8 protein-coding genes are annotated in these 12,722 nt (G+C 59.5%); 6 read left to right on the top strand and 2 right to left on the bottom strand.

Annotated features, from left to right (window positions below):
• Nucleotides 1-122 precede the first annotated feature (122 nt).
• Both QMK52_RS19195 and QMK52_RS19190 read right to left on the bottom strand, forming a co-directional pair.
• Entirely contained in the window at nucleotides 123-989 is an 867-nt protein-coding gene (locus QMK52_RS19195) for a pirin family protein (RefSeq protein ID WP_005788958.1), read from the bottom strand.
• Between the two features lie 76 nt (nucleotides 990-1,065).
• The gene (locus tag QMK52_RS19190) at nucleotides 1,066-2,271 is read right to left on the bottom strand and encodes a multidrug effflux MFS transporter (RefSeq protein ID WP_194438521.1); all 1,206 of its coding nucleotides are present in this window, start codon (nucleotides 2,269-2,271) and stop codon (nucleotides 1,066-1,068) included.
• Nucleotides 2,272-2,371: 100 nt separating this feature from the next.
• On the opposite strand from QMK52_RS19190, the gene QMK52_RS19185 reads away from it, so the two are divergent.
• The 6 genes from QMK52_RS19185 to QMK52_RS19160 all read left to right on the top strand — a co-directional run bounded on the left by QMK52_RS19185 (nucleotide 2,372) and on the right by QMK52_RS19160 (nucleotide 12,589).
• A complete protein-coding gene (locus QMK52_RS19185) occupies nucleotides 2,372-3,478 on the top strand; it encodes an efflux RND transporter periplasmic adaptor subunit (protein WP_320403254.1) in 1,107 nt (368 codons plus the stop codon).
• 2 nt (nucleotides 3,479-3,480) lie between these two features.
• Nucleotides 3,481-6,555, top strand: coding sequence for an efflux RND transporter permease subunit (locus QMK52_RS19180; protein WP_005788966.1), 3,075 nt, complete (start codon nucleotides 3,481-3,483; stop codon nucleotides 6,553-6,555).
• A gap of 110 nt (nucleotides 6,556-6,665) precedes the next feature.
• On the top strand, nucleotides 6,666-11,492 hold the full coding sequence (locus tag QMK52_RS19175; protein ID WP_320403253.1) for an RHS repeat-associated core domain-containing protein: 4,827 nt from the start codon (nucleotides 6,666-6,668) through the stop codon (nucleotides 11,490-11,492).
• A gap of 2 nt (nucleotides 11,493-11,494) precedes the next feature.
• Entirely contained in the window at nucleotides 11,495-11,851 is a 357-nt protein-coding gene (locus tag QMK52_RS19170; protein WP_005788970.1) for a hypothetical protein, read from the top strand.
• Between the two features lie 43 nt (nucleotides 11,852-11,894).
• Nucleotides 11,895-12,179 carry a hypothetical protein gene (locus QMK52_RS19165; RefSeq protein ID WP_032803591.1) on the top strand — a complete coding sequence of 95 codons (285 nt, stop codon included), beginning with the start codon at nucleotides 11,895-11,897 and terminating at the stop codon, nucleotides 12,177-12,179.
• The gene (locus tag QMK52_RS19160) at nucleotides 12,173-12,589 is read left to right on the top strand and encodes a hypothetical protein (protein WP_194438529.1); all 417 of its coding nucleotides are present in this window, start codon (nucleotides 12,173-12,175) and stop codon (nucleotides 12,587-12,589) included. The genes QMK52_RS19165 and QMK52_RS19160 overlap by 7 nt, the downstream gene beginning before the upstream one ends.
• Nucleotides 12,590-12,722 lie beyond the last annotated feature (133 nt).

Below are 12,722 nucleotides of genomic sequence, written 5' to 3'. Positions count from 1 at the left end.
AAATGTAGGAGCGAGCTTGCTCGCGAAAAGCCACAACGATAACGCGTTCTGTCTGATTGAACGCAGTATGTTGAAGTTCTTCGCGAGCAAGCTCGCTCCTACAGGTTTTTTGCGGTGAACCGTCAGGCGTGCATCTGCCCGAACTTGCCCGACTGGAAGTCGGCGAACGCCTGGTGAATCTCCTGCTCGGTGTTCATCACGAACGGACCGTGGCCAACGATGGGCTCGTCGATGGGTTCGCCGCTGAGCAGCAACACCTTGGCGTCGTCATTGGACTCCAGGGTGATCTGATCACCGTCACGCTCGAACAACGCCAGTTGCCCTTGGCGCGCGACTTCTTTGCCGTTGACCAGCACAGTGCCGCTGAGGATCACCAAGGCCGTGTTGCGCCCGGCGTGCAGGTCCAGCGTGACCGCTTTACCGGCGTTGAGGCGCAAGTCCCACACGTCAATCGGCGTAAAGGTGCGGGCCGGGCCCTGAGTACCGGCGAATTCACCGGCGATCAGGCGCAATTGCCCCGCGTCGTCAGCCAATGGCAGCACCGGGATATCGCCATCCACGATGGTCTGGTAACCGGCATCCGCCATTTTGTCCTTGGCCGGCAGGTTGACCCACAGTTGCACCATTTCCAGCGCCCCGCCCCTACGGGCGAAAGCCTGGGAGTGAAATTCCTCGTGGAGAATGCCCTTGGCTGCAGTCATCCATTGCACATCGCCCGGGCCGATTTTGCCGCCGGCACCGGTGGAATCGCGGTGCTCGACTTCGCCGTCGTAGACGATGGTCACGGTTTCAAAACCGCGATGCGGGTGTTGGCCGACGCCGCGACGCTGTTCAGTCGGGGTGAATTCAGCCGGGCCTGCGTGATCCAGCAACAGGAATGGGCTGATGTGCTTGCCCATGGTGTCGTAGGAAAACAGCGTGCGTACCGGGAAACCATCGCCGACCCAGTGGGCGCGGGGGCTGGTGTAGATACCAATTAGCTTTTTCATGATGTACCTCCAAAGTGAGTACACCATAAATCGCCTCACCCTTGAGCACTAGCCGGCAAAACTGGCCCTGATCGTTCTATATATAGGACAGTGTTTTAATCTGACGTTGGCGCAGCAGCTGAAAGGCAACCAGCGCCGACAATGCAAACCCGGCCTGGATAATGATCATCGGCGTGGCACTACCATCGCGCAGCTGGCTCAGCAGCAACCCGCTGCATGTGGCGCCGAACATCTGCGCAAAACCCATCAACCCGGCGGCCAAACCCGCACGGTGCGCATTGGGCATCACAGCCCCGGTAACGGAACCGGGCAGCACCAGGCCGCCGCCAAGCGTAACCAGGGCGATGGGAATATCCAGTCCCACTACCGAGAGCCCGAACAACCCGTAGATCGCCAGGGCTGCAACCCCGCCAACCGCCACCATCGTCACACCCATCGCCACAATGCGCTGCGGCCCCAGGCGTTGAATGTTACGGCGGGTATAGGTGGAGCCGACGATCAGCATCGACACGATCAGCCCGAAGTTGAGACCGTACTCCAGGCTGCTGAAACCCAGCAGATTGATAAACACCGCCGATGAACCGGCGATCACCGCAAACATCGCGCCGTAGGTACACGCCAGAGCCACCGCGTAAGCACGATACTGGCGACCCTTGAGCAAATCCAGATACTGCCCGCCGAGGGTGCGCCAGTGGGCGGCCCCAGGGTCGAGGTGATGGTTGCTCTCGCGAAAGAACAGCAGCGCCAGCAGTAACACCAGGCTGCCGATCACCAGCGCGAGGGCGATGGGTGCCTGCCAGCCGAGCATTTTGATCAGCAAGCCCCCGGCTATGGGCGCAACGACGATGGCATACAACATGCCGATCATGGTCAGTGCCAGCGCCGGGCCCGCCTCGGCTTTCCACACATCGCGCACGGCGGTGCGCGCCAGTACCAACGCGGCGCACGCGCCAAGGCCTTGCAGCACACGGGCGGCGATAAATTGCTGGATGTCGGTGACCAGCAGCATCGACAGCGTCGCCACAACGTACAGTGCCAGGCCTGCGATCAAGACCGGCCGCCGGCCGATGCGGTCCGACAGCGGCCCGAACAGCAGCTGCCCCAGGCCAAACGCAGCAACGAACGCCGACAGCGCCATCAGTGCCGAGCCTTGCGGCGCCAGCAGCGCCCGCTCGATGGCACCCAGACCCGGGATGATCAGTTGTGTCGAGACTTCACCCAATGCAGTGAGGGCAACCAGCAAGAACAACAGGCTGCGTGACGGTGCCGGGGCGTTTGTCATGGGGAATATCCGGGGGCTGGATTAATTTATATTTCGACCATAATATGAGTGAAAAATTATGTCCATAATTTTTTGCCCTATGGTCACCCTGGAGTTCGTCATGCCCCCTCTCCCCCTGCGCCTTCTCACGCCCCTGGCTCTGCTGGTGGTCCTCAGTGGTTGTAACAGCAAGGCCGACAGCGCCGCCCAAGTGCCGGCCTCGCGCCCGGTGCTGGCGGCCAAAGTCGAAGCAGCCGGCACCCAGCAAAGCGCCTATACCGGTGTGGTGGCGGCACGCACTGAAAGCAACCTGGGCTTTCGGGTCAGCGGCAAGGTGATCGAACGCAAGGTCGACCCCGGCCAGCATGTCTCCCGTGGCGACACCCTGTTGGTGCTGGACATCGGCGACTTCGAACTGGCGCTGCGCTCGGCAAAAAACCGCGTCAACGCCGCCCAGGCCCAACTGCGCCAGCGCCGTGATGACGAAAACCGTTACCAGCGCCTGGCCAGTACCGGCGCGGTGTCGCGGCAGATCTTCGATCAGTCGGCCACTAACCTGCGCGTCGCCCAGGCCGAACTGGCCGCGGCGCAATCGGATGCCAGCCAGATCGAAAACCGCCGCACTTATTCAGTACTCAAGGCCGATGGCGACGGCATCATCACCGACGTGCTGGCCGATCGCGGCCAGGTGGTAGCCGAAGGGCAAATCGTGGCGCGCCTGGCCCATGACGGCGCCCGCGAAGCCATCGTCAACCTGCCAGAGAACCAGCGTGACCTGGCTGCGCAAAAAGCCCTGGCGTTTCCCTTTGGCGCAGCGGACCAGGCGGTGACCGCCACCCTGCGCGAACTGTCCGCCAGCGCCGACCCCGTCACCCGCACCTATCGCGCACGTTATGTGCTGCATGGCCCGGTCGAACGTTTCGCCCTCGGTTCCACCATCACCGTGCGCCTGCAAGGCAACGGCCAGCCCCTGCAAACCCGCGTGCCCATTGGCGCCTTGCAGGATGCGGGGCAAGGCACGGGCGTATGGGTGATTGGCGACGATTTCAAGCTCAGCTTCGCCCCGGTGAAGGTCGCCAGCCTCGGCCAGGAGGACGCCTTGCTCGACAGCGGCGTAACACCCGGCCAAACCATCGTCGCCCTCGGCGCTCACCTGTTGCACAGCGGCGATACGGTGCGCTTGCTGCCCGCCCAGGCGCTGGCCCTCAACCGTAAGCAGGATCAATAAGTATGCGCGGGATCAACCTCTCCGAACTGGCCGTCAAACACCGCGCAGTCACCCTGTTTTTGCTGATTGCGATCCTCGTCGCCGGGGTCTTCGCGTTCGGCAAGCTGGGCCGCGCCGAAGACCCCTCGTTCACCGTCAAGGTCATGACCGTCACCGCCGCCTGGCCCGGCGCCACCGCCCAGGAGATGCAGGAGCAAGTGGCCGACCGCCTGGAAAAACGCCTGCAGGAACTGGACTACTACGACCGCGTCGAGACCATCGCCCAGCCGGGTTTCGTGTCGATGCGCATGACCTTCCTCGAATCCACACGCCCGAGCGAGATCCAGGCGCTGTTCTACCAGACACGCAAAAAGCTCAGCGACGAAGCCGCGCAACTGCCCAAGGGCGTGATCGGGCCGTTTTTCAACGATGAATATTCCGATGTGTATTTCGCCTTGTATGCCCTGGAGGCAGACCACCTGCCCCACCGCCAACAAGTACAAATGGCCGAGGAACTGCGCCAGGGCTTGCTCAACCTGCCGGGGGTAAAGAAGGTCAATATCCTTGGCGAGCAGGCCCAGCGCGTGTTTGTGGAGTTTTCCTATGAGCGCCTGGCAACTCTGGGCATCAAGCCCGAGCAAATCTTCGCCGCCCTCGCCGCGCAAAACGCCGTGGCGCCCGCAGGCTTCGTCGAAACCGCCGGCGCCCGTGCCTACATCCGCATCGACGGCGCCTTCGACAGCCTCGCGCTGATCGAAAACGTACCGCTGCAAGTCAATGGCCGTGTGCTGCGCATCGCCGATGTCGCCACCGTGAGCCGCGGATATGAAGACCCGCCCAGCTACCGCATCCGTCACCAGGGCGACCCCGCGCTGATGCTGGGCGTGATCATGGAAAAACACTGGAACGGCCTGGAACTGGACAAGAGCCTGCTGGCCCAGGAAGCCAGGATCCAGGCCGACCTGCCCTTGGGCGTGAACTTCGCCAAAGTCTCCGACCAGGCGAAAAACATCAGCCTGGCGGTCAACGAGTTCATGCTCAAGTTCTTCGTCGCCCTGGCCGTGGTGATGCTGATCAGCCTGCTGGCCCTGGGCTTTCGCGTGGGGCTGGTGGTGGCGGCAGCCGTGCCGCTGACGCTCTCGATCGTGTTCGTGATCATGCTGGTCACCGGCCGTGAATTCGACCGCGTGACCCTCGGCGCACTGATCATCTCCCTGGGCCTGTTGGTGGACGACGCGATCATTGCCATCGAGATGATGGTGGTCAAACTCGAAGAAGGCTTTGATCGGATCCACGCGGCCACCTACGCCTGGAGTTCCACGGCGGCGCCGATGCTGACCGGGACCCTGGTCACCATCATCGGTTTTCTCCCGGTAGGGTTTGCGCGCTCCGGGGCGGGCGAGTACGCCGGGAATATTTTCTGGATCGTAGGTTTCGCGCTGATTTCATCCTGGCTGGTGGCCGTGGTGTTTACGCCTTACCTGGGCGTGAAGTTGTTGCCGCACATCAAGCCAGTCCCCGGCGGGCATGATGCGATTTATGCCGGGCGCTACTACCAGAAACTGCGCAGCCTGGTGGAGGCCTGCGTGCGCCGGCGCTGGCTGGTAACCGGGCTGGTGGTGGCCGCGTTCGTGCTGTGCGGCCTGGGTATGGCGGTGGTGAAGAAACAGTTCTTCCCCGACTCCGACCGCTCGGAGCTGATTCTTGAAGTGTATATGCCACCCGGCAGCGCATTTAAAAGCACCGAAGCGGTGGCAGCGCAGGTGGAGAAAGCCCTGTTGCAAGAGCCGCAGACCAGCATGGTGGACACCTATGTGGGCGGCGGTGCACCGCGGTTTTTCCTGTCGTTGAACCCTGAAATGCCCGACCCGGCGTTCGCCAAGCTGATCGTGCAAACCCCCGACTCCCACGCCCGTGACGCGCTGAAACTGCGTATGCGCGAGCGCATTGCGGCAGGCGAATTTCCATCGGCGCGGGTTCGGGTCACACAGCTCGTCTTCGGCCCGCCGGTGCCGTTCCCGGTGGTGTTTCGCGTCTCCGGGCCAGACCTGAATGTGCTGCGCGGGCTGTCTGAAGACGTGCGCCAGGTCGTGGCCGGCAACAAGCTGACCAGAGACACCTTCCTCGAATGGGGCGAGCGTGCCAGCGCTTATCGCCTGGTGCTGGACCAGGATCGCCTGCGCTTGCTGGGTTTTACCCCCGACGAGGTCAAGTCCCAGCTGAACGCCCTGCTCAGCGGCAACCCGATCACCGAAGTCCGCGAAGGCAACCGCACCGTCTCAGTGGTGGCCCGCGCCCAGGGCAGCCAACGCGAAGACCTTGCCAACCTCAATAACATGACGCTGACCAACAGCGCCGGTACGTCGGTGCCGCTGGGCCAGGTCGGGCATTTCAAGGCGGTGATGGAAGAACCTATCCTCAAGCGCCGTGACCGCGCCACCACCGTGGAAGTGCGCGCCGACATCATCGACGGCGTGCAACCGCCCGATGTGGAAATGGCCGTGTACAAAGACCTGCAACCGCTGATCGCCAAGCTGCCCAGTGGTTACAAAATCGACATCGGCGGCCCGGTAGAGGAAAGCGCCAAGGCCAACGTGGCCCTGGCGGCGCTGTTCCCGATCATGATCCTGCTGACCCTCACGGTGATCATGTTCCAGGTGCGCTCGTTCGGCGTGATGTTCATGGTGTTCGCTACCGCGCCTCTGGGCCTGATCGGTGCAGTGCCGACCTTGTTGCTGTTCAACCAGCCATTCGGTTTCAACGCGATTCTCGGGCTGATCGGCATCGGCGGCATCCTGATGCGCAACACACTGATCTTTACCGACCAGATCCGCCAGAACCAGGATCACGGCATGGCGATTCGCGAGGCCATCATCGAAGCCACAGTGCGCCGTGCGCGCCCGGTAATCCTCACCGCACTGGCAGCGGCGCTGGCGTTTATTCCGCTGACGCTGTCAGTGTTCTGGTCGTCGCTGGCCTATGTGCTGATTGGCGGCGTGTTGGTGGGCACGGTGTTGACGCTGTTGTTCCTGCCGGCGCTGTGCAGCCTGGTGCTGCGCGACAAGGTTGCTGAAACTTCCCACGCAAGCGCCGGATAAGCTCTACTCCCCCGCCCTGAAAACCTCTGCAAAGTCCCTCGCCTGATCAAACAGTGCGAGGGATTGCAGATGGTTGTTTTCGTTAGAGCCCTGGTTGACAGGGCTGGCTCTTGATTCCGGTGATCGCTGGCTTTGTGCTGGCCCCCATGGATCCCAAGGCGCCGGATGTCACTCGCGTTTTAGCGGATTTTCGTACCTGCCTGAACACGTTCGACGCGTGGGCCGACAGCCTGTTGAGTGGTTCGGCACTTGCCATGGAGCAGGTGTTCAAGGTTGGGGAAGACGTCGCACTGGTCGCGCCGGCCTCTTCCGACAAACCCAGCCGCACCGTCGCTCAATGCAAAGCCCAGGGTGGGTTGACCCTGGTGCATCTGTTTGAAAGTACCCGGTTTGTACCCATCGGCAACACCCAGGTGCAACTGCAAGCCCTGGCTCGGGATGGCAGCCCGGTCGGCGCGCCGCTTCATCGGACCATCGGCCCCAGCGGCATTCTCGAAGTCAACGACTGTACCCGCGACCAGCAATACCAAATCACCTTTTACCCCAATGTCTCCAAGGATCACGTCAAGGCGCTGTATGCCTCCTACACGTCAGTGATTGCCGGGTTGGAAGCTGATCTGCGCAAGCAGTGGGACGAGCATTTCCAGCTTCAATGGGCCGACTTTGTCAAAGCGCCAGCCTATCAACGCAGTGGAATGCAGGGCATGGCCTTTGCTACCGGGCTCGGCAAGGCGCTCTACAACCTGTGGGACAACATCACCGAGCTGTATGACCTGCTCGCGAACTTCAAATCCAACAGCGAAAAGTTGCTGAAGTACCTCTCCCAGGCCGAGCTGGATGCGCTGCTCGCGCTGGGCAAAGACACGCTGGCCAAGGGATTGCTGGTGCTCAGTGATGAGCCGCTGCTGTTTATCTACGTGGCAGCGGTGGTGGCCTGGATACGGATGCTGCCGCCGCCGCAGATGTATGAGTTGCTGGGTGAAATCACCGGCGAAGTCTTGATCAACCTGCTGCTGATCTGGGCCACGCGGGGTATTGGCGTACAGCTGCGACTGGGTGCGCAGATGCTCAGTCGCGTCAAGTCCGGGCAAGCGCGGGCGTTGTTGGAGTTGCTGGCCAGGCAGGTGGCGGGGCCGCGGTTGGACACGCATGTTGAGGCCGCCAAGCCTGTGTTGCTGAGCAGTGCGGCGACGCCGATCAGGGTGGTGCCGGCTGTACCGTTGAAGGCTGGGAATCAACTGGTTTCGAACCCGGTGCCCGCAGTGCGAAGCAAGGCCCGGCAGACCGTATTGGTCCGGCAGGAGCACGTCGATGATGCGCCGGCTGTGGCTTCGAATCCGAAGGGGGATGCGGCGGCACCTGCGGACAAGACGGTTACTAACGGCTGCCCGGTGTCGATGGTCACCGGGGAAGAATTGCTTACCCTCACCGACGGCGCGCTGGATGGGGTTTTGCCGTTTGAGTGGACCCGGCTGTATCGCACCAGTGCGGTGGAAATCGATTGTGGGTTGGGGTTTGGCTGGAGCCATGCGCTGGCGCACGGGCTTTGTGTGTCGGGCGATTCGGTGGTGTGGACCGACCATGAGAACCGCTCGACCACCCTGCCCTTGCCGACTTCTGCTCGACCCGCGATTACCAACAGCCTGGCGGAAGCGGCGATCTACTTGGGCTCGACGCCTGATGAGCTGGTACTGGCCCAGGCGTCGCGGTTCTATCACTTTCGCGACGGTGCACTGGTTTCGATCAGCGATGCGTATGACAACCGTCTACGCATTTGCCGTGATCGTTCCGGGCGGATTGAGCGGCTGGATAACGGTGCTGGTCGCTCGCTGCTGCTGCGTTATGAGCTGGACCGCATCGTCGCGGTGGACTACCAGGTTCATCGCGCCACAGGGCGTGCACCTTACGTCTGGGAAACCGAGCAGAACGTTGTTTCCTACGCCTATGACGAAGCGGGACGACTGGTTTGCGCGACCAATGCCGTCGGTGAAAGCGAGCGTTATCGGTACGACGATCAGCACGTCATTCTTGAGCGGCAGCTGGCCGGTGGGGCGAGTTTCTTTTGGGAGTGGGAAGGCTCCGGCAAGGCGGCGCGTTGCGTCCGGCACTGGGCGAGCTTTTCGCAGATGGACACGCGCTATGCCTGGGGGGATGACGGCCGTGTCACCGTGCATAACGCCGATGGCAGCCAGGAAGTCTATGTCCACGACGACCGGGCGCGGTTGGTGCAGCGGATCGATCCGGACGGCGCCGAGCATTTCAAATCCTATGACGACAAAGGCCGGCTGACCGTCGAGCAAGACCCGCTGGGCGCGGTGACGGCGTATCAGTACGACGAAGCCGGACGCTTGGTGGCGTTGTTTCCGGGAGATGACGAGCCGACGTCCTACGAGCATGACAACGGTTTTGTTCGGGTTGTGAGGCGTGGGGAGGCAGTCTGGAAATACGAGCGTAATGAGCAAGGCGATGTTACGCGTAGGACCGATCCTGACGGCGAGGTTACCGATTACAGCTACAACAAACACGGGCAACTGACCGGGGTTTGGTACCCGGATCACAGCTGCCATCGGCTGGTGTGGAATGAGCGTGGGCAGTTGCTGGAAGAGCAATTGCCCAATGGCGGGATCAAGCGTTATCGCTATGACGATCTAGGGCGGCAGGTTGCACGTGAGGATGAGCATGGCGCGCGGACTCTTTATGAATGGGACGCCGCTGGGCGCCTGCTGAAACTGACCCAGCCCGGCGGCGCTTGCCGGGAATTCAGCTACAACCCCTACGGCAAAATCATCGCCGAGCGCGATGAACTCGGCCACGTCACCCGCTACGAATACGCCGATGGCCTGCACCTGATCAGCCGCCGCATCAACGCCGACGGCACCCAGGTCAAGTACCGCTACGACAACGCCAGGCTACTGCTCACCGAAATCGAAAACGAAGTCGGCGAAACCTACCAACTCGACTACCACCCCAACGGCCTGATCCAGCGGGAAATCGGCTTCGACGGCCAACGCACCGCCTACGTCTACGACCTCAACGGCAACCTGCAGGAAAAGACCGAATACGGCGACGATGGCAGTCAGCTAGTGACCCGCTACGAGCGCGACCACGCCGGTCGCCTCGTCCGAAAAACCCTGCCCGATGCCAGCGTTGTCGACTATGCCTACGACCGCCAGGGCAACCTCCTCAGCGTCGAAGACGGTCACTGGGCGTTGGCCTACGAGTACGACAAACAAAACCGCCTCACCGCCGAACACCAAGGCTGGGGCACCCTGCGCTATGGCTACGACGCCTGCGGCCAGCTGAAAAACCTGCGCCTGCCGGACAACAACCGCCTCGTCTTCAACCACGACAAAGGCGGCCACCTCGCCACCGTCGAACTCAATGGTGAAGTGCTCACCTCGCACTTATTCAAGAGCGGCCGCGAACACCAACGCCAACAAGGTCAACTGCTCAGCCATTACCACTACGACGACCAAAACCGCCTGCACGCCCACGCCGTTACGCAGCAGCAAAACTACCTCTACCAACGCCAATACGACTACGACAAAAGCGGCACCCTCACCCGCCTGCTCGACACCCGCAAGGGCAAACACGACTACCGCTACGACCCGCTTAATCGCCTGACCCGCGCCGATCATTCCCAAGACGTCCAGGAGCGCTTCGCCCACGACCCGGCGGGCAACCTGCTGATGCAAGACCGCCCCGGCCCGGACATCGTTGCCGGCAACCGCCTGATGATCCAGGGCGACCGCCATTACGACTACGACGCCTTCGGCAACCTGATCCGCGAACGGCGCGGCAAAGGCCAGCAACTCGTTACTGAGTACCGCTACGACTGCCAGCATCGGTTAATCAGCATCACAAAACCGAACGGCGAAACCGCCAGTTATCGCTATGACCCGTTTGGCCGGCGTGTCAGCAAGACCGTGGAGGGCAAGACCACCGAGTTTTTCTGGCAAGGCGACAAGCTGATTGCCGAGCACCACGCGGAACGCCATCGCAGCTACATTTACGAACCGAACAGCTTCCGCCCACTGGCACTGCTGGAAGGCTATGGCCCACAGGACACCACGCCCTACCACTACCAACTCGACCATCTGGGCACACCGCAGGAACTGACCAGCCCCGAGGGCGAAATCGTCTGGTCCGCCCATTACCGCGCCTACGGCCAGATCGCCCGCCTCGACGTGGGCAAAATCGACAATCCGTTGCGTTTCCAAGGACAGTATTTCGACCAAGAAAGCGGGCTGCACTACAACCGCCATCGCTACTACAATCCGGATATTGGCCGCTACCTGACGCCGGATCCGGTGAAGCTGGCGGGTGGGATCAACGGGTACCGTTATGTGCCCAATCCGACGGGATGGGTCGACCCGCTAGGCTTGAATACATGCCCAGGTGCTGACGGGTGTAAACCCAGCACCAGTGCTCCAAACCCTGCGGAGAGTGTTAACCACGGAGAGCCTGCCTTACCGCAACTGACCCGCGCGCAGCGGCAGGCGAGAATTGATGAGCTAGCCGAGGCAAACGCCTACAGACGTTTGAAAGAAATCGAACAAGCATTCCCAAGAGCACATTTTTTGCAGAAGCACGGCGCGCAGACAACCCCCGACTCCCAACTCGAAAGAGTAAGATCAGGTAAAAACCCAACAACAGAAGAAATCGAAAGATACATTGGTGGAAGAAAAGATGGTGAACCCAAAATACCTACTGCAGCCACTAGATATTTCAGCCACCGGGACCAACTCAACGCCATTTATCGCGCACAACTTATATTTAAATATACAAATCTACAAACATCTCGCAGACCAATGCACATGGGAAAAATAATTGGAGAAGGATACAAAAAAAATAATTTTGAATACGGAAGACAAAGCAAAGCCATTGTAATACTTGACAATGATGGCAATCCGATTACTGCGTACACGGAATTCTAAACATGAAGCTCAGCCCAGAACTATCAACACTCAGAAGCCTACTATTCACCTACAGCATTGAAAACTACGACGACCCTGAAAGAGAGCGCTTCATCGCTTCAAAAAACGTTAACAACGAAACAGAACTCGCCGAGCTTTTTGAAAGATTGACTAAACCAGAATTTCTATCATATAAGCCTGAAATCCAACAGTGGCATATCGACACACTTCACTACTATTTAAATACAGATGAAAACTTTGATTCTGTTTTTTATCTTTTCGACACCTATTTTGATGACGAAATAATTGATCACCGGCAATTCATGGCTGTGCTGTTACGCTGCTTACAGCACTACAAGATAGAGTCCGATGCGAGCTAATGTCCCTAAACAAATAAACACCTCCAACAAAAGGAAAAACCCTATGCAGTTAAGCACACAGTTTAAAAGTCATCGAGCGCAATTCGCTGTATTAAATGAGGCGACCACAAGAGCAGAACGCAATCTACCGCCTTTTACCGGGGAAGATTACTACGGCAACCCAATTGTCCGAATCGAAATGCAGGGTTGCGGAAGAGGATATATACCAAACCCTACTGATCGGAATAATCCAATACTTGATGAAAATATGGATGCAGCGATCGCGAAATTCGATCGCGAAACCAAAGAACTTTATACCGTATTCCCTGTGAGCAATGACCAATGCTGAAACACCCTTTTCTAGATATCCCTTACGCACCAAAACTTCGCCATTTACTCAGCCCGTTCGATATTTATGATCGCGAAGAGACTGTAGGTGAAGAGCTTGCATGTTACGACATCAATCTTGACGCAGACAGAGAGCGGCTGATCAAAAAATACATAATTGAGAAATCTTCAGATCTAAGCTATCGACATCGCAAGGTCTTATGCGACAAATTGGGGGCCGCACTTAGCGACGAAACCTATAACTTTTCGCACTTATTGAGACAGGCTCCAGGCTATTACTGCACCCTGCCTTGGGGATGGAGTGACATGGACAATCCAAAAGGTTTTTTCGAAGAAATTTATAGATTAGCTAATGAGTGGTGGAAAGAAGACCTCCAAAAAGCCAGCCTCGAAGACCCTGCCACATGGTGACCCGAGTCTTGGATACACTGAATATCCAATGTGGGAGGGGGCTTGCTCCCGATAGCAGTGATTCAGTCAATGCATATGCGAGCTGATCCACCGCCATCGGGAGCAAGCCCCCTCCCACATTTGAATCTGCTTC

This window comes from Pseudomonas sp. P9_2, from assembly GCF_034008255.1.
Taxonomy (GTDB): domain Bacteria; phylum Pseudomonadota; class Gammaproteobacteria; order Pseudomonadales; family Pseudomonadaceae; genus Aquipseudomonas; species Aquipseudomonas synxantha_A.
The sequence above is the reverse complement of the archived record's forward strand: the minus strand, read 5'-3'. Positions and strand labels throughout refer to the sequence as shown.

Excerpts from the sequence above, each read along its gene's own strand:
- QMK52_RS19195 (WP_005788958.1), bottom strand. The coding sequence starts at position 989 with ATGAAAAAGCTAATTGGTATCTACACCAGCCCCCGCGCCCACTGGGTC.
- QMK52_RS19190 (WP_194438521.1), bottom strand. The coding sequence starts at position 2,271 with ATGACAAACGCCCCGGCACCGTCACGCAGCCTGTTGTTCTTGCTGGTT.
- QMK52_RS19185 (WP_320403254.1), top strand. The coding sequence starts at position 2,372 with ATGCCCCCTCTCCCCCTGCGCCTTCTCACGCCCCTGGCTCTGCTGGTG.
- QMK52_RS19180 (WP_005788966.1), top strand. The coding sequence starts at position 3,481 with ATGCGCGGGATCAACCTCTCCGAACTGGCCGTCAAACACCGCGCAGTC.
- QMK52_RS19170 (WP_005788970.1), top strand. The coding sequence starts at position 11,495 with ATGAAGCTCAGCCCAGAACTATCAACACTCAGAAGCCTACTATTCACC.
- QMK52_RS19165 (WP_032803591.1), top strand. The coding sequence starts at position 11,895 with ATGCAGTTAAGCACACAGTTTAAAAGTCATCGAGCGCAATTCGCTGTA.
- QMK52_RS19160 (WP_194438529.1), top strand. The coding sequence starts at position 12,173 with ATGCTGAAACACCCTTTTCTAGATATCCCTTACGCACCAAAACTTCGC.